18 protein-coding genes are annotated in these 19,675 nt (G+C 68.5%); 10 read left to right on the forward strand and 8 right to left on the reverse strand.

What is annotated here, in order from left to right:
• The first annotated feature begins 2 nt into the window (after window positions 1–2).
• The 3 genes from uvrC to OV287_RS18940 all read left to right on the forward strand — a co-directional run bounded on the left by uvrC (window position 3) and on the right by OV287_RS18940 (window position 4,403).
• The gene (gene uvrC, locus OV287_RS18930; RefSeq protein WP_267535436.1) at window positions 3–1,940 is read left to right on the forward strand and encodes an excinuclease ABC subunit UvrC; all 1,938 of its coding nucleotides are present in this window, start codon (window positions 3–5) and stop codon (window positions 1,938–1,940) included.
• 139 nt (window positions 1,941–2,079) lie between these two features.
• Entirely contained in the window at window positions 2,080–2,598 is a 519-nt protein-coding gene (locus tag OV287_RS18935; protein WP_043403067.1) for a DUF507 family protein, read from the forward strand.
• 89 nt (window positions 2,599–2,687) lie between these two features.
• Window positions 2,688–4,403: an elastin gene (locus tag OV287_RS18940; RefSeq protein ID WP_267535437.1), complete on the forward strand. Its 1,716-nt coding sequence runs from the start codon at window positions 2,688–2,690 to the stop codon at window positions 4,401–4,403.
• On the opposite strand, the gene OV287_RS18945 is transcribed toward OV287_RS18940, so the two are convergent.
• Window positions 4,289–4,915 (reverse strand): MarR family winged helix-turn-helix transcriptional regulator, encoded by a 627-nt coding sequence (locus tag OV287_RS18945; RefSeq protein WP_267535438.1) that lies wholly within the window; start codon window positions 4,913–4,915, stop codon window positions 4,289–4,291. The genes OV287_RS18940 and OV287_RS18945 overlap by 115 nt on opposite strands.
• A 242-nt stretch (window positions 4,916–5,157) precedes the next feature.
• Here OV287_RS18945 and OV287_RS18950 point away from each other — a divergent pair, with 242 nt between their 5' ends.
• Window positions 5,158–5,526 (forward strand): hypothetical protein, encoded by a 369-nt coding sequence (locus OV287_RS18950; RefSeq protein ID WP_267535439.1) that lies wholly within the window; start codon window positions 5,158–5,160, stop codon window positions 5,524–5,526.
• Here the strand turns inward: OV287_RS18950 and OV287_RS18955 are convergent.
• From OV287_RS18955 to OV287_RS18965, 3 genes are read right to left on the reverse strand one after another with little or no spacing between them, the layout of a single operon-like run.
• On the reverse strand, window positions 5,516–6,406 hold the full coding sequence (locus OV287_RS18955; protein ID WP_267535440.1) for a DUF3108 domain-containing protein: 891 nt from the start codon (window positions 6,404–6,406) through the stop codon (window positions 5,516–5,518). The genes OV287_RS18950 and OV287_RS18955 overlap by 11 nt on opposite strands.
• 28 nt (window positions 6,407–6,434) lie before the next feature.
• A complete protein-coding gene (locus tag OV287_RS18960; protein WP_267535441.1) occupies window positions 6,435–8,117 on the reverse strand; it encodes a DUF4091 domain-containing protein in 1,683 nt (560 codons plus the stop codon).
• 30 nt (window positions 8,118–8,147) lie between these two features.
• Entirely contained in the window at window positions 8,148–8,957 is an 810-nt protein-coding gene (locus tag OV287_RS18965; RefSeq protein WP_267535442.1) for a DUF3108 domain-containing protein, read from the reverse strand.
• Between the two features lie 301 nt (window positions 8,958–9,258).
• On the opposite strand from OV287_RS18965, the gene OV287_RS18970 reads away from it, so the two are divergent.
• Window positions 9,259–9,465: a hypothetical protein gene (locus OV287_RS18970; RefSeq protein ID WP_267535443.1), complete on the forward strand. Its 207-nt coding sequence runs from the start codon at window positions 9,259–9,261 to the stop codon at window positions 9,463–9,465.
• Window positions 9,466–9,487: 22 nt separating this feature from the next.
• On the opposite strand, the gene OV287_RS18975 is transcribed toward OV287_RS18970, so the two are convergent.
• Window positions 9,488–10,153, reverse strand: a complete 666-nt coding sequence (locus OV287_RS18975; protein ID WP_267535444.1) for a YggS family pyridoxal phosphate-dependent enzyme — start codon at window positions 10,151–10,153, stop codon at window positions 9,488–9,490.
• A complete protein-coding gene (locus tag OV287_RS18980; RefSeq protein WP_267535445.1) occupies window positions 10,150–10,749 on the reverse strand; it encodes a Maf family protein in 600 nt (199 codons plus the stop codon). The genes OV287_RS18975 and OV287_RS18980 overlap by 4 nt, the downstream gene beginning before the upstream one ends.
• Before the next feature lie 46 nt (window positions 10,750–10,795).
• Between OV287_RS18980 and OV287_RS18985 the strand changes: the two genes are divergently transcribed.
• Complete coding sequence (locus tag OV287_RS18985) at window positions 10,796–11,875, forward strand: GGDEF domain-containing protein (RefSeq protein ID WP_267535446.1); 1,080 nt, start codon at window positions 10,796–10,798, stop codon at window positions 11,873–11,875.
• Between the two features lie 73 nt (window positions 11,876–11,948).
• Here OV287_RS18985 and OV287_RS18990 read toward each other — a convergent pair whose 3' ends face one another.
• Window positions 11,949–13,520, reverse strand: a complete 1,572-nt coding sequence (locus tag OV287_RS18990; RefSeq protein ID WP_267535447.1) for a peptidylprolyl isomerase — start codon at window positions 13,518–13,520, stop codon at window positions 11,949–11,951.
• Window positions 13,521–13,743: 223 nt separating this feature from the next.
• Here OV287_RS18990 and mreC point away from each other — a divergent pair, with 223 nt between their 5' ends.
• The 4 genes from mreC to rodA are packed head-to-tail and all read left to right on the forward strand — an operon-like array spanning window position 13,744 to window position 18,255.
• Window positions 13,744–14,607 (forward strand): rod shape-determining protein MreC, encoded by an 864-nt coding sequence (gene mreC / locus OV287_RS18995; RefSeq protein WP_267535448.1) that lies wholly within the window; start codon window positions 13,744–13,746, stop codon window positions 14,605–14,607.
• Window positions 14,608–15,117: a hypothetical protein gene (locus tag OV287_RS19000; protein WP_267535449.1), complete on the forward strand. Its 510-nt coding sequence runs from the start codon at window positions 14,608–14,610 to the stop codon at window positions 15,115–15,117.
• Entirely contained in the window at window positions 15,114–17,120 is a 2,007-nt protein-coding gene (mrdA, locus tag OV287_RS19005; RefSeq protein ID WP_267535450.1) for a penicillin-binding protein 2, read from the forward strand. The genes OV287_RS19000 and mrdA overlap by 4 nt, the downstream gene beginning before the upstream one ends.
• Entirely contained in the window at window positions 17,104–18,255 is a 1,152-nt protein-coding gene (gene rodA / locus OV287_RS19010) for a rod shape-determining protein RodA (RefSeq protein ID WP_267542372.1), read from the forward strand. The genes mrdA and rodA overlap by 17 nt, the downstream gene beginning before the upstream one ends.
• Window positions 18,256–18,268: 13 nt before the next feature.
• Here the strand turns inward: rodA and mgtE are convergent, their stop codons facing one another.
• Entirely contained in the window at window positions 18,269–19,648 is a 1,380-nt protein-coding gene (gene mgtE / locus OV287_RS19015) for a magnesium transporter (protein WP_267535451.1), read from the reverse strand.
• Window positions 19,649–19,675 lie beyond the last annotated feature (27 nt).

Here is a 19,675-nt window from a genome sequence, read left to right on the forward strand (position 1 = left end):
GTATGGACGCGAAGCTCGAAGCCAAGCTGGAGTCGCTGCCCACCGAGCCCGGCGTGTACCTGATGAAGGACCGCCGCGGCGAGATCATCTACGTGGGCAAGGCGGTCAACCTGCGCAACCGGGTGCGCTCCTACTTCACCCGCACCGGGGACACGCGCGCCTTCGTCTCGCTGCTCGACCAGTTCCTCGGTGACATCGAGACGGTGCTCGTCCACAACGAGAAGGAAGCGCTCCTCCTCGAGAACGAGCTCATCAAGAAGCACAAGCCGCGCTTCAACGTCCTCCTCAAGGACGACAAGCAGTACATCTCCCTGCGGCTCGACCGGACCCAGTCCTATCCCCGGCTGGAGGTGGTGCGCCGGTACGAGAAGGACGGCGCGCGCTACTTCGGCCCGTACTCCAGTGCGAGCGCCATCCGCGAGACGCTGCGCATCATCAACCGCTACTTCCACCTGCGCACCTGCACGGACCATGTGCTCGCCAACCGCAAGCGGCCCTGTCTGCTGCATCAGATTGGCCGCTGCCCCGCTCCCTGCGTCTACCCCGTCCCCGAGCAGGAGTACCGCAAGAGCGTGGACGAGGTGGTCCTCTTCCTCGAGGGCAAGGCGGGAGAGCTGGTGGACGGGCTGCGCGCGCGCATGAAGCAGGCCTCCAGCGAGCTCAAGTTCGAGGAGGCCGCGCGCATTCGAGATCAGCTGCTCGCCATCGAGCGCAGCCTCGAGCGCCAGAAGGTGGCCACCACCGACTTCAAGGACCAGGACGTCTTCGCCTCCCATCGCGAGGGGGATCGGCTGCTCGTCTACGTCCTTTATGTGCGCCAGGGCCGGCTCAACGGCGGTCAGGCCTTCCCGCTCGGAAGCCAGGAGTTCCCCGACGAGGAGCTGCTGCCCTCCTTCGTCAACCTCTATTACGACCAGGGCAACTTCGTCCCCGAGGAGGTGCTCCTTCCGCTGGACGTCGAGGAGCGCGAGGGTCTGGAGGCGCTGCTCTCCGAGCGCAAGGGCGAGCGGGTCCGCGTGATGGTGCCCAAGCGCGGCGAGAAGCGTGATCTGGTGGACATGGCGCAGAAGAACGCCGAACAGGCCGTCATCGAGCGCCGCCGCACCAAGGACGAGACCGAGGTGGTGCTGCGCCGCCTCCAGGAGCGGCTCCACCTGCGCAACCTGCCGCGCCGCATGGAGTGCTTCGACATCTCGCACTTCCAGGGCTCCAGCATCGTCGCCTCCCAGGTGGCCGCCACCGACGGGGAGATCGACAAGTCGCGCTACCGCCGCTACCGCATCAAGACGCTGGAGAAGCAGGACGACTTCGCCAGCATGCACGAGGTCATCTCCCGCCGGCTCAAGCGCGGCCAGGAGGAGGGGGACCTACCGGATCTGCTCGTCATCGATGGTGGCAAGGGACAGCTCGCCAGCGCGCTCGCCGCCGCCAAGGACCTGGGCGTGGAGGGGGTGGACATCATCTCCCTGGCCAAGAGCCGGGACCTCGAGGTCCACGACCGCGACGAGGAGAGCAACCGCAGCCCCGAGCGCGTCTTCATCCCCCACCGCAAGGACCCCATTGTCCTGCGGCAGAACTCGGCGGAGCTCTACCTGCTCGCCCGCCTGCGGGACGAGGCCCACCGCTTCGCGATCACCTTCCAACAGAAGTCCATGCGCAAGGGGAACTTCCACTCCGTCCTGGAGGACATCCCGGGGGTGGGGGAGACGCGCAAGAAGCTCATGCTGCGCCACTTCGGCTCGCTCAAGCGGGTGCGCGAGGCCACCATCGAGGAGCTGGCCGAGGTGCTCGGGCCCACGGTGGCCGAGCGGGTGCACGCAGCGCTCCATGGCCACCCCGAGGAGGACTCCGAGGATCCCATCCGGGAAGCCTCCCTGGCCGATGCGGGTGCCCTGGTGGACGAAAAGTCAGAAGAAGGGTCGCCACCCGGCTCGCCGTGATTAATTTCCGGTCGAAAGCGGGTTCGGCAAAAGCCGCTGAATCCGCGATGTTCCTGGGGTTTTTCATTGCGGCTGGGCTTGGCGCTGATTTATAGCGGACACGTCCAGTCGAGACGTCTTCAAGGGGCGAGGGACCGATATGAGGCTCTATCCGAAGGTGATTCCGATCATCTCCCGGGAGGTCGTCCAGAGGCTGATGCAGGACGGGGATATCGAAGTAGAGCCGATGCGCGTGGCTGATGCCGAGATGGACCTGTCCGCCATCATGCGGGAGTACCTGGCGAACGAGGAGCGCGTGAATCAGGCCACGCGCGAGGCGCTGGAGCGCCGGGGTTACGACTACTCCAAGTTCAACCAGGTGAAGCGTGAGATGGCCGACGTTCGCGGCTTCAAGATGGGCGACGAAGGCATCGAATACGTCATCAACCAGATGATCGAGTTCCTCCTCATCAGCCGCAACGTCGAGGAGGTCTATGCCGCCGATAACGTGCTGCGGCAGAAGATCCACGTGGTGATGAAGAAGCACCTGGACGTGGACGACGAGATCGACAAGGAGGCGCGTTCCCGCCTGAAGCACCTGCAGGAGGGCACCAGCGCTTTCGACATCGAGTACAACAAGACGGTGGAGCAGATCCGCCGCGCTCGGGGTCTCATCTAGCGGGCAGGGCGGGCGCTCGTCCGCCCGTCCGCTCGGGGACGCCAACCTTCGCCTCCGCTGCCTACCCTCTCCAGGAGGAGGCAGCGTCGATGGCGGGATTCCTCTCCAGCTTTGTGCTCACCGGGCTGCTCGCAGCCGGCCCGGGGGCTTTCTCCTTCGATGGTCCCGAAGTCTCCGCGAGGACGACCGGGAACGTCGGCTTCTTCACACAGGGTGCGGTGCCCTTCACGGACCTCTTCGAGCGGGGAACCGGCTCGGTCGAGCTGTCCGTGAGGGACCGTATCGCGGACCCCCGGGCCACCTATGGGGATGCCGGGAGTCTGGTGGCCACCTTCGACCTCGGGGGGGACTCGTACCGGGTGGAGCTGGACCAGGCGGGCTTCCCGCCGGCTCAGGCTCGGAATGGGCTGCCCGAGATGGGGCCATTGCCTGGAGCTCCGGCCCAGCCCATCGCGGGCGGAGTGGTGCTCGACCAGGACATGCACGGCGGCGCGATGCTCGGCTCCTACAACACGTCGCGGGTGCACGCGGCGGCGGCCGTATGGGGCGTGGGACGTGTCTGGCGCAACGGGGAGCTGCTCACGGACGCGGCCGTCATCCATGCCTCCGCGCTGGCGCAGGGAGCCCACGCGGACGATGGGACGTTCCGCACCCTGCCGGTGGCACGCCCGGGAGACACCGAGCTGACCGTGCTGGTGTGGAACCTGCCGCGTGAGGCCGAGCCTCGCGGCTTCATCCAGTTCGACTTCGACGACGTGGCCATCACCGTGAATGGCACCGATGTGCCGGCGGTCGCGGTGGTGCCCACGGCGGGGACTGTCGCGGGGGTGGCGCCGCCGACCTCGCCGGTGCCGGGTGGTACCTCGCTGGGAGCCGTTCCCAATAGCGCGCTGTCACAGCAGCAGGGGGTGGGGGGCTCCGGTGTCGTGGTGACGGGGCAGACCGGGACCGATGCGGTGGATGGCCTGTCGGATCCGGTGAGGACGCAGCAGTTGGCGCCGGTGGCCGACACCACCCTGCCGGGGCCCGCGAGCCTGCAGGGCGGGGTGATCGATCCCTTCCTGAACCCGGGGCGGGTGACACCCCTCAATCAGGATCCCACCCAGCCGGGTGTGGAGACGCCCGGTACCGTCGGTTCCACGACCACCCCCATCGTCCCGGACGCCTTCCTGACCCCGGAGCTCCCGGGGCGGGTCGCGATCAACGCGAATGAACCCGGGGCGCCTGGCCAGCTCGACGCGCAGTTTCCCGGCCAGACGACACCCATCGTCCCGCAGGCCTTCCAGAACAACCCCGCGCGCGTGACCATTGGCGATGAGCTGCCCCCGACCACGGTGGGCGGTTTCGTGCCGCTGACCCCAGCGCCGCAGTCCTCCACCTTCCTGTCCACCCAGGGCTCCTTCTCCGTGGTGCCCCTGGTGCCCGGGGTGGCCGGGCCGGAATTCACCTTCGGTGGGACCCGGGTGGCGTCCGGGGTGGTGCGCACGCCGAGCCCGGCGCAGGTACAGACGCCCGCGGTGCCGTTCGTCGCCACACCTCAGCCCCTCACCGCGCAGCAGCCGGTGCCGCTCGTCGCCACACCGCCGCCGCTCAACGGGCAGCCCCCGGTGCCACTCATCGCCACGCCGCCGCCGCTCAACTCGCAGCCCGTCTCCGCCACGCCGCCTGGAGCCTCGGCCCCGGCGACGACTCAGGGCGCGGGCTCGGTGCCGGGCCTGGTCCCTGCCAACCCCAACGCGGGCGGGAGTCCCGCCGCGACGACTCCGGCGGTGTCGACACCCGGGGGCGCCGCGCCCTCGCCGTAACCGTCGAACTGGAGCGGGGCGTTGCCGACGCCCAGCTCCTCGGCGAGCACGGTGAGCACGCTCTGGGCGCCCTCCAGCCCCGCTTTCGGCACGCGGGAGAGCGCCCGCTGCACGGCGGCTTCCACCGTGCCCTCGGAGGGGACGTTCAGCTCACGGCCCGCCGCGGTGAGGTAGAGGAGCGCCTTGCGAGCATCGAGCGGATCCGACTTGCGCTCGACGAGGCCACGCTTCTGCAGGCGCTTCATGACGCCGGTGAGCGTGCTGGGGTGGACATGGAGGATCTCCGCCAGCCCGCCCGCGGTGATGCCGGGGTATTGCCCCACGAGCCGCACCACCAGCCGCTGGGGGCCCGTCAGTCCCAGCGTGGTCTCCATCTCCTTCGAGATGGACCTCAGCCCCTGGTCCACGGCCCATAACAGGCGCAGGAACTCCATCACCTCGTCCAGCGGCTCCTCGGCCTCATTCGCGGCGGAGGGGGTGCCGGCCGCGTTCGTCTCCTTCAGGGGAGCCATGGGACGCTCGTGGCCGATTGGGGGAGTAGGGAGGTCATCTGGGTATTCCTCAGGGGTGTTGCACGGCGCCAGTCGCTCCGCCCCCGTGAGCAAGGCCTGTGCCGCTCCCCCCTTCCCTGTATGGGATGGTGCGTCAATTCCTCCCGGACTGGCAAAGCGCGCGTCCCAGCGTGGCGAAATGCCGCAATCGGTGTGCGGTGAGGAAAATTGACCCTCTGCTACTGGCCTGTAGCTTGTCGCACATGACAACACCCGCCGCCGCCCTCGTTGCTGCTCCCGCGACGCTGCGCCGCTCGGGGGCCGATCCGCTCCGCCAGACGATGGAGCACCTCGGCCACGTGCTGCCGGTGCGTGCCGATTCCGCTGTGCTCCTGGACTTCCTGGAGGACGACCTGCGCGAGGGGCTGGACGCGCTCGGAGATGTCGAGGCGCACTTCGCCGATGTGCTCGAGGCGCTCCAGCCGGACGCCCTCTCTCCGCTGGGGATGCTCCAGGCGGGGGACGAGCAGCGGGTGCTCGAGCGGCTGGAGCTGCTGATGGACGTGGTGACGCGGGTGCGCCGCCGGCTGTCGCAGGCGGCGGGGTTGATGCGTCAGACGACTACCACTTGAGCTGTTCCTTGCCCTGGGCCTGGCGGGCCTTCTCGCCCGGGCGGGAGAACGAGGTGAGGGTGGCGCGCACCGCACCCAGGTCGATGGTGCCCACCGCGGCGAGCGGCAGCCGGCGCTCATCGTCCGTGATCCACACGTGCACCTCGCGCGACATCGAGGGCTTGTCCAGGCGCACCGCGGTGCCGGCCAGGTGCCAGGCGTCGAACTCACCGAGCGGCAGCGACACATGCTCGCGCTTCACCACGCTGGCCGTCATGCGCCACATGCGGCGCACGCCGTAGACGTCGAAGCAGATGGGCAGGCCCTCCTTTAGAGGGAGCTGGCGCATCATGTAGACGGCACCGGCCACGTCCATGCCCTCGTGCTCGTAGTTGTAGTTGCTGCGGCCCGGCTTGCCGCGCTGCACATAGTCCACGCGGACGCTGCGGTCCTTGGAGTTGAAGGCCACGTCCACCGTGCGGTGCTGCTCGTTCTCCGTGGCTTCCTCGGTGTAGCGCGAGGGGCGCAGCGTCTTCGGGTGCATGTAGCTCATCGCGGTGGCGTTCACCCGGCGCACCTTGGAGAAGAAGGAGTTGGTCTGCACCTTGATCTGAATCGGGAGCGAGCCGTCCTGCTTCTTCTGCACCGACATGGTCATCTTGCCGGCGGTGGCGCCCATGGCATCGAGGTCGAACTCGAGCTCCTCACCCGGAGCGAAGGCGAGGGGGTTGCGCAGGGCGGGCAGGCGTTGGGAGCAGGCGGGCACGGTGGCCTTGGCCTGACCCTGGGCAGGAGGGGCGGGCTTGTTCTCCTCGGGCCCATCCGCGTCGGGCAGCTGCGCCCAGGCAGCGGAGGAGATGCTGAACAGGAGGGCTGCGAGGGCGGTGCGCATGGCGGTCATCCTTGATTCCAGGTGAGGGGTCTCCGATTCACTTGGGACGGACGCCCGAACGCTTTGCATATTCGGACGCTTCCCAGCGCTTCCTCAGGCGGGCGGTCATCTCCCGGCGCACCTGCTCCCACTGCCGGGTGTCCGTCTCCACTTCATAGCCCGAGCGGGTGAGCCGGCGCGCGGCCTCTCGAGCGAATGTCTGCTCTCCAAGCGATTCCAACAGCCGCAGGTACTCGTAGTCCTCGAGTCCATCGCGGATGTGCTTGAGGCGCAAGGACACCACGGGCTGGTGGCGCGAGAAGCCCGGCCGCGCCGGAGTGCCCGGGTAGAAGAGGGTGCCGTCCCCATTGCCGCCGAACTCGAAGACGTCCTTCCAGGGGTCCTTCGTGTTGTAGGCGAAGACGGTGTCGAAATAGAGCTCGCCGTCCACCCCGGAGAGGAAGGCCAGCGGGCCCATGGCCCGGTTGAGCGGGGTGGGGTGGTCCACCATGTAAGAGGCCCAGCCGCTGTAGACCTTCTCCTCGGCGGCATCCTCGGTGGGGCCGCCGTTGCAGCCGTGCGAGTTGCAGCTCTGGTACCACCAGACCTTCACATGGGGGTCCAGCTTGCGGCGCAGCGTCTGCAGCGGGACGACGTTGCGGCACGTCTGGGGCCCGGGGCGGGGGAAGAAGCAGTTGAGCGTGGGGGCGAGGATGTCCGCCGAGCCACGCAGTGCGTCATCCAGCGGGGCGGTGACGAGGACGGGCACGTCCTGTTTGGCCGCACGGACCCGCAGCGCCTGGGTGCGCACGAGCGCCACGTCCTCGGGCTTGGGCTCGTCCTTGGCGTAGAAGAAGAGCCGTGCCTTCCAGCCCTTCTGGCGGAAGTGCTCGGCGAAGGCGCGGTAGTACGCGGACTTCTCCGCGTCGGTGCGGGCCACCTTGCTGTCGCGCACATCCGCGGTGGTGAAGCGGGCCCCCGAGGACAGGGCCGAGCCCTCCAGGAAGGGGCCCATCTCCGCGTCGTAGGCGCTGAAGTCCACCACCGCCTTGCCGCCTTCGAAGCGCACTGGCGGTGGGTTCATGCTCATGCCATGGGCGCTGATGCGGTGGGCCAGCAGCGCGCCCACGTAGTCGTGCAGCAACTCGCGGGCCTCCGGGGACTCGGGCTTCAACCCGTGCGCGCGGGAGATGCTGTAGAGCGAGATGCCGAAGCTGTTGGGCAGCGAGGAGGTGGCAGGCAGGACGAAGGGCTGCACCTCCGCGGTGAAGGGGACGGGCGCCAGTGGCTTGCCTCCCGCCTCCACATGCAGCGCGCCCTGGTACGTGCCCGGCTCCTGGGACTCCGGCGCACACAGCTCCACGTAGAGGACGTGGGGCGCTCCCTCGGGCTCCGGCGCGGACTCCACCGGCACCAGCGGGTCCGGCCACAGCCCCGTGCCACCCTGGGAGTTGGAGGGTGTCTTCACGTCCAGGAAGGCCTCTCGCCACACGGAGGCCTTCAGCGTTCCGCCCTTCGGCCCGCGCAGCGCCAGCGGCTTCACCTGCACGCGCGTGCTGCCCTGGGGAAGCACCACCTGGGCGGCCTCGCACTCACCCCGCGCGAGGCTCAACCGGGCCTCCTTCTCACCCTTCAGCTCGACTCCCGGCCGCACCTTCTCCAGCGCGGATACCACCCGAGGCCCAGGTGCCGCGGCCAGCAACTCCGCGAGCAACCACCCCATCGCCCAACCCGCCCCCATGTTGCCCCCCGTGTGCGGCCCCGGGCCGCTCTAGGTTTCGTTCTGGGCCGTCGCCGTGGCCTGCGCGATGACCTTGCCCTGCTGGTACTCCGTCAACTCCGCGACGATGGAACCCAGGGCGAGCTCCGCTTCGATGCGCACCGGCAGGCGGCGTGCGTCCGCCGTGAACCAGGCCACCATGTCGCGCTTGGAGGCCAGCTTGCCGGAGAACTCGGTGTACACGCGCAGCCGGAACACCTCCTGCTTGCCCAGCTTCGTGTCCATCGTCTCCCGGGCCTCCACCTTCGCCTTCATCAGGAAGGTCTTCGAGCCAGTGAAGACGGGGTAGGAGTATTCCTGGCCCACCTCCAGCATGCGGTTGCGCAGCGCGAAGGTCGCCCCGGCCACGTCGAGGGTGCCCTCGGCCAGCTCATGGGAGTACTCGCGGGGCGCCTCGCCCTCCTTCTGCTTCACCACCAGGGCGGACTTGCCGTCCTCGGCCAGCTTCACGCGCACGCGGCGGCGCTTGTTGTTCTGGTCCTCGTGCATGTCCGAGCCCAGCACCCGCTGCGCGCCAAAGTCCCAATAGGAGACGTACTTGTCCTTCACGGGCCACACGCCCGCCATCGACTCCGACTTCGCCAGCGACACGATGGGCCACACTTCCTTGCCCCACTGCTTCATGGGGGCGCCCACCGTCACCTGCGCCGAGCCCGCCGTTATCCCGAGGTACTGGATGCGATAGCGCGCCTGCTCACCGGGCCCAAATGCGGATGGACGCCCACCCTGGGCCAGGGCCGCCCCAGACAACAGGAGGCTCAACAGCAACCCCGTGAACATTCCCTGGAACTGCATGCGCATCGATGGCTCCTGGCAAGGTAGGCAGCCGCATCCTGGGGTGCCAACTCCACCGCCAGCCCGCGATTCCCCGGCTGCGTCCTGGTGGACGGATGGCCGTGGGGCCCATTCAACCCCAGAATTCCCCCATTCGTGCGCGCCCGAGTGGGAGGCGGGCGGTGCCCGGTTGGCCAGTATGCGGCCAGGGCCGAGACTCTGTCCGGTAGCGGCCACATGGAGTGGGGGAGCCCTTCGCCCCGCGAGGCTGCTAGCCTGGGCCCAGCCCGGCCGGCGTGGAGCCGGTGCCTGGCCCAGGAGGGACGCGATGCCGCTGGATTTCTACGAGGACGAGGACGAGAAGGACTCGGGCTCGAAAAACGGCCGTAAGGACTTCGACTGCCCCGAGTGCAACGCCAACAACCCGCTCGAGGAGGCGCTCGCGGACGGCCAGGAGGTGCTCTGCAATTACTGCGGCCTCGAGTTCGCGGTGAAGGGCTCGGACAACGGCCGCTTCAAGTTCAAGGAGCTGTGAGCCCCGGGCAGGGGCCCTGTGCTCAGGTCCGCTCGCCGAAGATGGCGGTGCCCACCCGCACCAGGGTGGCCCCTTCCTCGATGGCCAGCTCGAAGTCGTGGGTGGTGCCCATGGACAGGCCCGGCAGTCCGTGCTGGCGGGCCAGCTCTCGCAGGGTGCGGAAGTAGCCCCGCGCCACCTGCTCGTCCTCGGTGGGCGGGGGCAGCGACATGAGGCCCTCCACGCGCAGCCCTGGCAGCGCGCGCACGGACTCCAGGAAGGGTCCGAGCGCCTCGGGGGCCAGCCCGCTCTTGCTGGCCTCGCCGCCCACGTTCACCTCCACGAAGCAGGGAATGGGCGAGTCCTGCCGACGACGCGACAGCTCCTGGGCCACCTCCAGCCTGTCCAGCGCATGGAAGGACTGCGCGGCCTTGGCCACGTACTTCACCTTGTTCGTCTGCAGCGGCCCGATGGCGTGCCAGCGCAGGCCCTCCAGGTCCGCCAGCTCCGCGGCCTTGTCCCGCAACTCCTGGGCGTAGTTCTCCCCGAAGTCCCGCTGCCCCGCCGCGTACGCCTCGCGGATGAGGGCCGCCGGCTTCAGCTTGGAGACGGCCACCAGGGTGACGGAACCGGGCTCCCGGCCCGCACGCGCGCAGGCCGCGGCCACCCGGGCCCGTATCTCCGCCAGTCGCTGGGCGACGCTGCTCATGGCTTGCTCCAGGGAAGGGGGACGCCGGCCCGGGCGAGCAGCTCCAAGGTCTCTCCCAGGGGCAGGCCGATGACGTTGGTGGGGCTGCCCTCGATGGTCGCCACGAGGAAGCCGCCCTTTCCCTGGATGGCGTAGCCGCCCGCCTTGTCCAGGGACTCGCCGGTGCTGGCGTACCAGGCAATCTCCCCCGCGCTCAGGGGGCGGAAGGTGACCCGGGTACGGACCACCATGGACTGCTCGCCCGTGGGGCCGGCGAGCGCGACGCCAGTCTGGACTTCATGTGTCCTACCCGACAGCCGGCCCATCATTGCCCGGACCTCGGCCTCGTCGTGGGGCTTGCCGAGCAGCTCCTCCCCGAGGACGACGGTGGTGTCGGCGGCCAGCACCCAGGCCCCGGGATTGCGGGCTGCCACCGTTCGGGCCTTTTCCCGGGCCAGCCTCAGCACGTAGGCTGGGGCGGCCTCGCCCTGGTGGGGGGTTTCATCGATGTCCGCCGCGGACACGTCGAAAGCCAGTCCGAGCTGGCCGAGGAGCTCGCGCCGCCGCGGCGAAGCGGACGCGAGAACGAGCCGGGTTTGACCCACTGAGGTGTGCATGTTACGGCTCGCCTCTAGCAGAACTGCGCCCTGGAGTGGACCCTGGATGAATCCCGCGGACCTGCTCGCGGCCATGACGCGCACGGTGGAGCAGTTGGCCGCCTACAACGACATCGCGAAGGCTCTGACCTCGACGCTCGAGCTGCGGGAGGTGCTGAACCTGATGATGGAGAAGGTGCGCAGCCTGCTCCGACCCCGCAACTGGTCGCTGCTGCTCCAGGACGAGCGCACGGGCAAGCTCTACTTCGAGATCGCCGTGGGGGAGGGGGCCGAGGTGCTCAAGGGCCTCCAGCTTGCCCCGGGCGAGGGCATCGCCGGCACGGTCTTCTCCACGGGGACGGCCCGGTTGGTGGAGGACGTGACGCGCGACCCGACGTTCGCCTCCCGCTTCGACAATGCCTCGGCCTTCCGCACCCGCTCCATCGTGGCGGTGCCGCTGATTGCCCGGGGGAGGGTGCTGGGCGTCATCGAGCTGGTGAACGGGGCCACGGATCGGCCCTTCACGCAGGATGACCTGATGGCGCTGACGGCCATCTCGGACTTCGCGGCCATCGCCATCGAGAACGCGCGCAACTTCCGGCGGGTGCAGGAGCTGACCATCACGGATGAGCACACGGGCGTCTACAACGCCCGGCACCTGCGCGCGCAGCTGGAGCATGAGGTGCGGCGCTCGCAGCGCTTCCACCACCCGGTGTCGCTCATCTTCCTGGACCTGGACCGCTTCAAGTCCATCAACGACCAGCACGGCCACCTGGTGGGCAGCGCGGTGCTCAAGGAGGTGGGCGAGCTGCTCGTCTCCTGCTGCCGGCAGCTGGACTACGTCTTCCGCTACGGCGGGGACGAGTTCGCCCTGCTGCTGGTGGAGACGGGGACGGACGGGGCGATGACGAGCGCCACGCGCATTCGCGACACCTTCCGCAACCGGCGCTTCCAGGAGGCGGCGGGGTTGGATCTCCAGGTGACGGCGAGCCTCGGGGTGGCCACCTACCCGGAGCACGCGCTGTCGTCGGTGGACCTGGTGCGGGCGGCGGACTTCGCCATGTACGCGGCCAAGGCGCGGGGCCGGGACGACGTGTGCCTCGCGGTGCCCCACGCGGACATGCCCATGATGCCCCGCAAGAAGTAGGCGGAAAATACAGAGGGGCGCCCCCCCGAAGGGAGACGCCCCCTGGACGAGAGGCCGAAGCCCCTCGTGACGACTACCCGCCGGTCACCTGGTCGAGGACGGTGCTGTTGGTCACCACCGTGCCGCTCTTGCGCAGGGACTTGAGGAAGGAGTCGGCCACCTCGTACTGCTTGGCCTGCTCGGCCTGCTTGCGCAGCTCCTCCTTCTTCTGGGCGAAGTTGGCGTCATCCGCGAGCTGGCGCTCCGTCACCTGGGCGATGATGAAGCCCTCGCCCACGGGGAACGCCTGGTCGAGCGCCTGCGGGCCCTTGCTGGTGAACACCGCGCCGAGCAGCTCCGGCGCCGGGCCCAGGTGGGGCACGTTGAGGCTGGCGGCGTTGAAGGTGTCCGTCTGCACCGCCTCCGGACGCGTCTCCGTCTCGAAGCGCAGCAGCGCGGGCTGCTCCTTCTCCGGCGGGAACAGCTCGGTGATCGTCTTGCCGGCCTTCACCTGGGCCAGCGCCTTGTCGGCCTCGACGCGCGCCAGCTCCTTGGCCTTGTCCTTCTTGTAGAGGTTGGTGGCGATCTCGTCCTGCACCTCCTCCAGCTTCTTGTCCTGGGCCGGCTTCTTCTCCTCCACCTTCACCAGGTGCACGCCGAACTTCGTCTCGATGGGCTGCGTCACCTTGCCCGGCTCGAGCGCGAAGGCCGCGTTGGCCAGCGCCGGATCCCAGTTGTTGCGCTCCACCCAGCCCAGGTCCCCGCCGCTCGGCTTGGTGCCCGGATCCTCGCTGCTGGCCTTGGCCACCTCGCCGAAGTCCTTGCCGCCCTCGATCTCCTTGAGCAGCGCCTGGGCGCGCTCCATCGCCTTGGCCTTCGCCTCCGGCGTGGCGTCCGGGGCCAGCTTCACGAGGATCTGCCGCGCGCGGATGCGCTCGGGCTGCTGGTACACGAAGCGGTTGGCCTCGTAGTACTCCTTGAGCTCCTTCTCATGGGCCTGCTTGTAGGCGGTCAGGTCCGCGGCGCTGGGGGCCGGCACCTTGGCGGCGTACATGCTGGGCAGGAAGCGGGCGAACACGATGCGCGCCTGGTTGCCCTCCTTCTCGAAGCGGGTGCGGACCTCGTCCTCGGACACCACCGTGCCGCCCTGGACGATGCCCAGCATCTTCTGGGCCGCCAGCCGCCGCCGGATGTCCTCCTCGTAGTCCGCGGGCGTCTGGCGGTAGTAGTCGCGCAGCACCTGCTGGTACGTGCCGTAGTCGAACTGGCCGTCCTTGTGGAAGGAGGGGTCGCGCTGGAGGATCTTCAGCACCTCCTCATCCGAGGCCTTCACCCCGTGACGCTCGGCCGCCTGGGCCAGGAGCTCCGTGTTGACCATCCGCTCCAGCACCGACTGGGGGAGACCGAACTGGCGGGCGATCGCCTCGGACACCGGCTGGCCCTGCGAGCGCAGGTACTGCAGCTGGTTCACGTACTCCCGACGGAACTCCATCAACGGGATTTCCTTGCCGTTGACCACCGCGGGGGCCGACGGGGCAGCAGCAGCCCCGCTCGGGGCGGCGCCGAACCCCGAGCTGCCTGGTCCGAACTGGAGGGTGAACACCACCGCGATCGCGATGATGAAGAGGTAGATGACGACCTTCCGCGGCTCGAGAGCGTCCTTCATGATGCCTTTTGCCTTGAGACGCGCCGGGTGACTCCCCCTGTGGAAGGATTCTCGGCGCGCATGTGTTGGGTGCCCGGTCGGATGGTGGACGATGGAACGCCACCCTCCGTGAAGACCTTGACTGCCTAGAGCAACACCCCGGAAAATGCAAGCGATTCAGAGTAGTTAGCGAGCCCCCCTGTCGTAGCTGCCGCTCCCTCTCTCCTACACGGACCTTCACGAAGTGCTGTCGCTTCTCAAGCGCTACCGAACGCTTCTCATCGTGGGCGTGCTGCTGCTCTACCCGTTCGGGGCTTTCCTGACGACGGGTCGGCGCGGGCGCGATCCCAATTTCGTGGACCGGGCGGTCATTGGCTTGTCCGCCCCCCTGCAGCGCGGACTGATTGGCCTCATCGATGGGGCCAAGGCCGTGGTGTACGGCTACATCGATCTGCGCGAGGTGCGGCAGGCCAACGAGGAGCTGCGCGCGGAGAACCTCCAGCTGCGGGCGACCGTGCAAGCGCTGGGCGAGACGCGGGCGGAGAACGAGCGGCTGAGAGGCCTGCTCGGCTACGCGGAGGCGGCGCCTGGGCCGGAGATTCCCGCGCGGGTCATCGGGGTGAACCCGGTGGCCAAGCTGCTGTCGGTGCGTATCAACCGGGGCGAGTCGGACGGGGTGTTCCGCGGCATGTCCGTGGTGACGCCGGACGGCATCATCGGCCAGGTGGTGCGTACCACGGGCGGGTGGGCGGACGTGGCGCTGGTGACGGATCTCCAGAGCCGGGTAGGTGTGCGGGTGCAGCGCTCGCGAGCGCGGGGCACGGCGGCCGGGGCGGGCAAGGGTCCGCTGCGGCTGGAGAACATGCTGCGCACCGAGGATGTCCAGGAGGGAGATCTCATCATCACCTCCGGCACGGACGGCGTATACCCGCCGGGGCTGGTGGTGGGGAAGGTGACGCGCCTGGAGAAGACGGAGCACGGCATGTTCCTGGGTGGCGATGTGGTGCCCGCGGTGGACACCACGCGGCTGGAGGAGGTGCTCGTGATGGGCAACCCCTTCGGAGCGCTGGTGCAGGGTTCGGCGGGTGGTTCCGGAGGTGAGCGTTAGATGAAGTTCCTGGTCACCATCGGACTGGCGTTGCTGCTGCTCACCCTGGAGTCGGTGGTGGTGCAGCAGCTCGGCCTGGCCATCAGCCGCATTGATGTGACGGTGGTGCTCGTGGCCTTCCTGGCCATGCGCGCCACGACGCTGGAGGGGGCCATCTCCTCCTTCTCGGTGGGCTACCTGCTGGATTTGATGAGCGGTCAGCCCACGGGCCTCTTCACCTTCCTGGCCGTCTTGACCTTCCTGGTGGGCAAGCTGGTGGTGAGCCTGGTGGAAGTGCGCGGTCGCGTGGCCTTCGTCCTCTTCGCCATGGGCGCGGACGTGGGCCATGGGGTGCTCGCCAGCTTCTTCACCTGGCTCACCACGAAGGAAGTGGGCTCGGCCTCGGCGCTGCTGCCAGGCCTGCCGCTGCAGGTGACGCTCACGGGCGTGGCGGCAGCGTTCCTCTATCCTTTGTTGCGGCGCTTCGAGGCGTCGCAGGATCGTACCTCTTCCGCGGGGTTGCTGCGTTGACGCCTCCGACGCTGTCCGAGACGACTCCTGGGCGCGATCTCAAGCGCCGCTTCGTTTGGGTGGGCCTGGCGATGGTCGCTGGGGTGGTGGCGCTCGCCGTCCAGCTCTACCGCCTGCAGATCACCCAGGGCGAGGAGTACGCCGCCAAGAGCGTGGCGAACTTCGTGAAGGAGGTGCGCCTGCGCGCGGACCGGGGCCTCATCAAGGACCGGCGCGGCACCATCCTGGTGGACAGCCGTCCGTCTTTCGACGCCTTCGTCACCCCGGCGTTCTGCACCAACTGCGCGCAGGATGTGCTGCCGCGCCTGGGCGAGCTGCTCGGCTGGGACGAGCCCATGCGCAAGAAGGTGGAGGATCAGGTGAAGTCGGCGCGCCGCACGGCGCCCTTCCAGCCGTTGCCGGTGCGCATCGATCTCACGCGTGACGAGTACGACCGCATCAACGCCCGGCGCGACATGCTGGACGGCGTGGACGTGGTGCCCGTGCCGCACCGCAACTACCGCACCTCGAGCGTGCTGTCGCACGTGCTCGGGTACATGAATGAGATCACCACGGAGGAGCTGGAGAAGCTCAACTCCGAGGGCGGCCACTACGCGCTGGGCGACTACATTGGGCGGCGAGGCCTGGAGCGCTACTTCGAGTCCACGGTGCGGGGCACGGACGGTGTGCGCAAGGAAGTCGTCAACGCGCGCGGAAAGGTCATCGAGGAGTTCAGCGACAAGCTGGGCAAGGACGCGGTGGTGTCCTCGCGGCCGGGCAACAACCTGGTGCTGTCCATCGACATGCGCTTGCAGGAGGAGGCCGAGCGGGCCTTCCCAGGCGCGGCCGGTTCGGTGGTGGCGGTGGACGTGAAGACGGGGCTCATCCGTGCGGTGGTGTCGCGCCCGGGGTTCGATCCCAACCTGCTGACCGGCCGTATCACCCCGGCGCAGATGGCCTCGCTGGCCAAGGATCCGCTCCAGCCGATGATCAACCGCATCTCCGCGGACCACTTCAGTCCGGGCTCCACCTTCAAGGTGATCACCGCGCTGGCGGCCTACAAGTCGGGCCTCTTCCGGCCGGAGACCGTGGTGACCTGCCCGGGCGGTTACCGGCTCGGTTCGCGGACCTGGCGCTGCCACAAGGACAGCGGCCATGGTCCGGTGAACGGCAGGACGGCGCTGCAGTACTCGTGTGACACCTGGTACTACAAGGTGGCGGATACCATCGGGTTGGATCCGATCGCCGAGATGGGCAAGGCGCTCGGCCTGGGGGCTCCCACGGGCATCGGCGTGCTCGCCGAGGTGCCGGGCATCATGCCCAGCAGCGAGTACCACAACAAGGCCTCGCCGGGCGGGTACACCAAGGGCATGGCGCTCAACAGCGCCATCGGCCAGGGCGACGACAACGTGACGCCGCTGCAGATGGCCATGGTGTATGCGGCCATTGGCAACGGGGGCACGCTGTACAAGCCGCAGCTCGTCGAGCGCGTCGAGGGCCTGGATGGCGAGGTCCTCCAGCAGTTCGACCCGCAGGTGGTGAACAAGGTGGAGATTCCGGAGGCGCACCGCAAGGCGGTGGTGGAGGGGCTGGTCGCCACGGCGATGGTGCCGGGCGGTACCGCCTACAGGGCGATGGTGCAGTCGGGGCTGAAGGGCGTCACGGTGGCGGGGAAGACGGGCACTGCGCAGGTGGCCTCGCTGGGCGCGGTGCGCCTCAAGACGCACCAGATGGACTTCTTCCAGCGCGACCACGCGTGGTTCGCCGGGTTCGCGCCCGCGGAGGATCCCGAGATCGCCGTGGTCGTCATCAACGAGCATGGTGGCCACGGTGGCGCGGACGCCGCGCCTACCGCGATGGCGGTCATGAAGAAGTACTTCGACCTGAAGAAGGAGGACGCCGCCAACCCTCCGCCGCGTCAGAACACGCCCTACGTCTCGACGCTGCCGGATGCGCCGAGCGTGGCGGACGTGCTCACCCGCAGCACCGCTGTGGCTGGAGGCGATGATGCAGCTGCGGATTGAGCGGCGGATGGTGCCCCACATTCCGTGGGGGCTGCTGCTGAGCGTGCTCGCGGTGGCGGGGCTGGGCATCTACAACCTGGCCTCGGCGTCGCGCGCGCAGGCCTCGCCGGTGTGGACGAGCCAGGCCCTCTACCTGGGCGTCAGCCTCGCCATTGGCGCGGTGGTGTGCCTGGTGGACTACCGCGTCCTCCATCGGATGGCGCTGCCCATCTACATCGCCAACATCCTGGCGCTCATCGCGCTGCGCTTCATCGGCCACAAGGCCAAGGGCGCCGAGAGCTGGTTCGTGCTGGGCCCCATCCGCATCCAGCCCGCCGAGTTCATGAAGATCGGCGTGCTGCTGATGCTGGCCAAGGTGTACCACGACGACTTCAAGCCCGGTGACGGCTCCTACGGCCTCAAGCGCCTGGTGAAGCCGGTGCTGATCGTCATGGTGCCGTTCACGCTCGTGCTGGTGCAGCCGGACCTGGGCACCGCGCTGATGATCTTCCTGTCCTCGCTGACGGTCATCCTGTTCGGCAAGGTGCGCTGGTACCTGGTGGCGGTGATGGTGGCGGGCATCCTCGCCGGGGCCATCGTCATCTGGAACGACTACGTGCGGGACGCGCCCGAGCCGCGTACCACCATCGTCCGGCACCTGCTCAAGCCGCACCAGAGCAAGCGCATCTCCGGGTGGTTGGATCCGGAGTCGGACCTGCGCGGCAGCGGCTACCACGCCGCCCAGTCGAAGATCGCCGTGGGCTCCGGAGGCATGTCCGGCAAGGGCTGGAAGGAGGGGACGCAGACGGGTCTGTCCTTCCTCCCCGAGCAGCACACGGACTTCATCTTCTCCGTGTGGGCCGAGGAGCAGGGCTTCATCCTGTGCGTGCTCCTGCTGGTGCTCTACGGGTTGATCTTCACCTTCGGGCTGGGGGTGGGCTTCAACGCCCGAGACAGATTCGGTGCCTTCACCGCAGTGGGGGTGGTGGCCATGCTCTTCTGGCAGGTGTTCGAGAACATCGGCATGGTCATCGGCCTGCTGCCGGTGACGGGCATCACGCTGCCGCTGCTGAGCTACGGCGGCTCCTCATTGGTGAGCGTGATGCTCAGCATCGGGCTGCTGGTGAACATCAGCATGCGCCGCCACATGTTCTGAGCGGGCCCCGAAGTCAGAGCGCGCGGCCGGTGAGGATGAGGGTGACGACGGTGAAGTAGATGACCACTCCGGTTACGTCCACCAGCGTGGCCACGAAGGGAGCCGAGGCCGTGGCCGGATCCAGGCCCAGCCGCCGCAGCAGGAAGGGCAGCATCGAGCCGCACAGCGTGCCGAACATCACCACGCCCACCACGCTCAGGCCCACCGCCAGGCCCACCCACATGTAGTGGGGGCCATAGATGATCTCGCGCTGGGGCCACATCAGGATGCGCAGGAAGCCCAGCAGCCCCAGGAAGAGGCCCAGGGCGATGCCGCTGGCGATCTCCCGCGCCGCCACCTTCCACCAGTCCTTGAGCTCCACGTCGCGCACCGCCAGCGCGCGGATGATGAGCGAGGTGGCCTGGGAGCCCGAGTTGCCTCCCGAGGAGATGATCAGCGGCACGAACGCGCTGAGGAACACCGCTTGGGCAATGGCGTCCTGGTAGTAGGCCATGGCCGTGGCGGTGAACATCTGCCCCACGAAGAGCACCGTGAGCCAGCCCACGCGCTTGCGCAGCATGCCGGCGATGCCGATGTCCAGGTAGGGTGCCTCGAGGGCCTCCATACCGCCGATGCGCTGGATGTCCTCGGTGGCCTCTTCCTCGGCCGCGTCGAGCACGTCGTCCACGGTGATGATGCCCACCAGCACGCCCTGCGAGTCCGTCACCGGCAGCGCCACCCGGTCGTACTTCTCGAACATGCTGATGAACTCCTCGCGGTCCGCCGTGGCCGGGATGCTCACCAACTGCCTGTCGTGGATGTCCGTCGCCTTCGTGTTCGGGTCCGCCAGCACCAGCGACGCCAGCCGCACGTCGTCCAGCAGCCGCCCCTTCTCGTCCACGATGTAGAGCACGTGGATCGTCTCACGGCCTTGGCCGTGGGAGCGCACGTACGCGAGCGCCTCGCCCGCCGTCAGGTTTCCCGGGATGGTGAGGTACTCCGGCGTCATGTAGCGGCCGGCACTCTTCTCCGGATAGCCCAGCAGGTTGCGGGCGACCTTCAGCTCCTCCGGCGACAGCGAGGTGAGCAGCCGCTTCGTCACCTCGGCCGGCAGCTCCTCCAGCAGGCGCGTGCGATCATCCGGCGCCATCTCGTCCAGCAGGTTCTTCAGCTGCTCCCGCCCCAGCGTCCCGACGATCTCCGTCTGCTGATGCGGCGGCAGGTACTCGAAGACGAGCGCCGCCGTGTCACGCGGCAGCAGCCGGAAGATGATGCCGCTCTCGTCCGCGGGCAGGTCCTCGATGACCTCGGCCACGTCCGCCGGATCCATCTCCGAGAAGGCCTCACGCAGTGCGTCCCAGTCCTTGGCGGCGATGAGCGCGTCGAACTCGGGCTTCAGGAGGTTTCCCAGCATCAACAATCTCCGCGCGCGGACAGGCGC

Source organism: Archangium lansingense (assembly GCF_026626635.1).
GTDB classification, from domain to species: Bacteria; Myxococcota; Myxococcia; order Myxococcales; family Myxococcaceae; genus Archangium; species Archangium lansingense.

Excerpts from the sequence above, each read along its gene's own strand:
- uvrC (WP_267535436.1), top strand. The coding sequence starts at position 3 with ATGGACGCGAAGCTCGAAGCCAAGCTGGAGTCGCTGCCCACCGAGCCC.
- OV287_RS18935 (WP_043403067.1), top strand. The coding sequence starts at position 2,080 with ATGAGGCTCTATCCGAAGGTGATTCCGATCATCTCCCGGGAGGTCGTC.
- OV287_RS18940 (WP_267535437.1), top strand. The coding sequence starts at position 2,688 with ATGGCGGGATTCCTCTCCAGCTTTGTGCTCACCGGGCTGCTCGCAGCC.
- OV287_RS18945 (WP_267535438.1), bottom strand. The coding sequence starts at position 4,915 with ATGGCTCCCCTGAAGGAGACGAACGCGGCCGGCACCCCCTCCGCCGCG.
- OV287_RS18950 (WP_267535439.1), top strand. The coding sequence starts at position 5,158 with ATGACAACACCCGCCGCCGCCCTCGTTGCTGCTCCCGCGACGCTGCGC.
- OV287_RS18955 (WP_267535440.1), bottom strand. The coding sequence starts at position 6,406 with ATGACCGCCATGCGCACCGCCCTCGCAGCCCTCCTGTTCAGCATCTCC.
- OV287_RS18960 (WP_267535441.1), bottom strand. The coding sequence starts at position 8,117 with ATGGGGGCGGGTTGGGCGATGGGGTGGTTGCTCGCGGAGTTGCTGGCC.
- OV287_RS18965 (WP_267535442.1), bottom strand. The coding sequence starts at position 8,957 with ATGCGCATGCAGTTCCAGGGAATGTTCACGGGGTTGCTGTTGAGCCTC.
- OV287_RS18970 (WP_267535443.1), top strand. The coding sequence starts at position 9,259 with ATGCCGCTGGATTTCTACGAGGACGAGGACGAGAAGGACTCGGGCTCG.
- OV287_RS18975 (WP_267535444.1), bottom strand. The coding sequence starts at position 10,153 with ATGAGCAGCGTCGCCCAGCGACTGGCGGAGATACGGGCCCGGGTGGCC.
- OV287_RS18980 (WP_267535445.1), bottom strand. The coding sequence starts at position 10,749 with ATGCACACCTCAGTGGGTCAAACCCGGCTCGTTCTCGCGTCCGCTTCG.
- OV287_RS18985 (WP_267535446.1), top strand. The coding sequence starts at position 10,796 with ATGAATCCCGCGGACCTGCTCGCGGCCATGACGCGCACGGTGGAGCAG.
- OV287_RS18990 (WP_267535447.1), bottom strand. The coding sequence starts at position 13,520 with ATGAAGGACGCTCTCGAGCCGCGGAAGGTCGTCATCTACCTCTTCATC.
- OV287_RS19000 (WP_267535449.1), top strand. The coding sequence starts at position 14,608 with ATGAAGTTCCTGGTCACCATCGGACTGGCGTTGCTGCTGCTCACCCTG.
- rodA (WP_267542372.1), top strand. The coding sequence starts at position 17,104 with ATGCAGCTGCGGATTGAGCGGCGGATGGTGCCCCACATTCCGTGGGGG.
- mgtE (WP_267535451.1), bottom strand. The coding sequence starts at position 19,648 with ATGCTGGGAAACCTCCTGAAGCCCGAGTTCGACGCGCTCATCGCCGCC.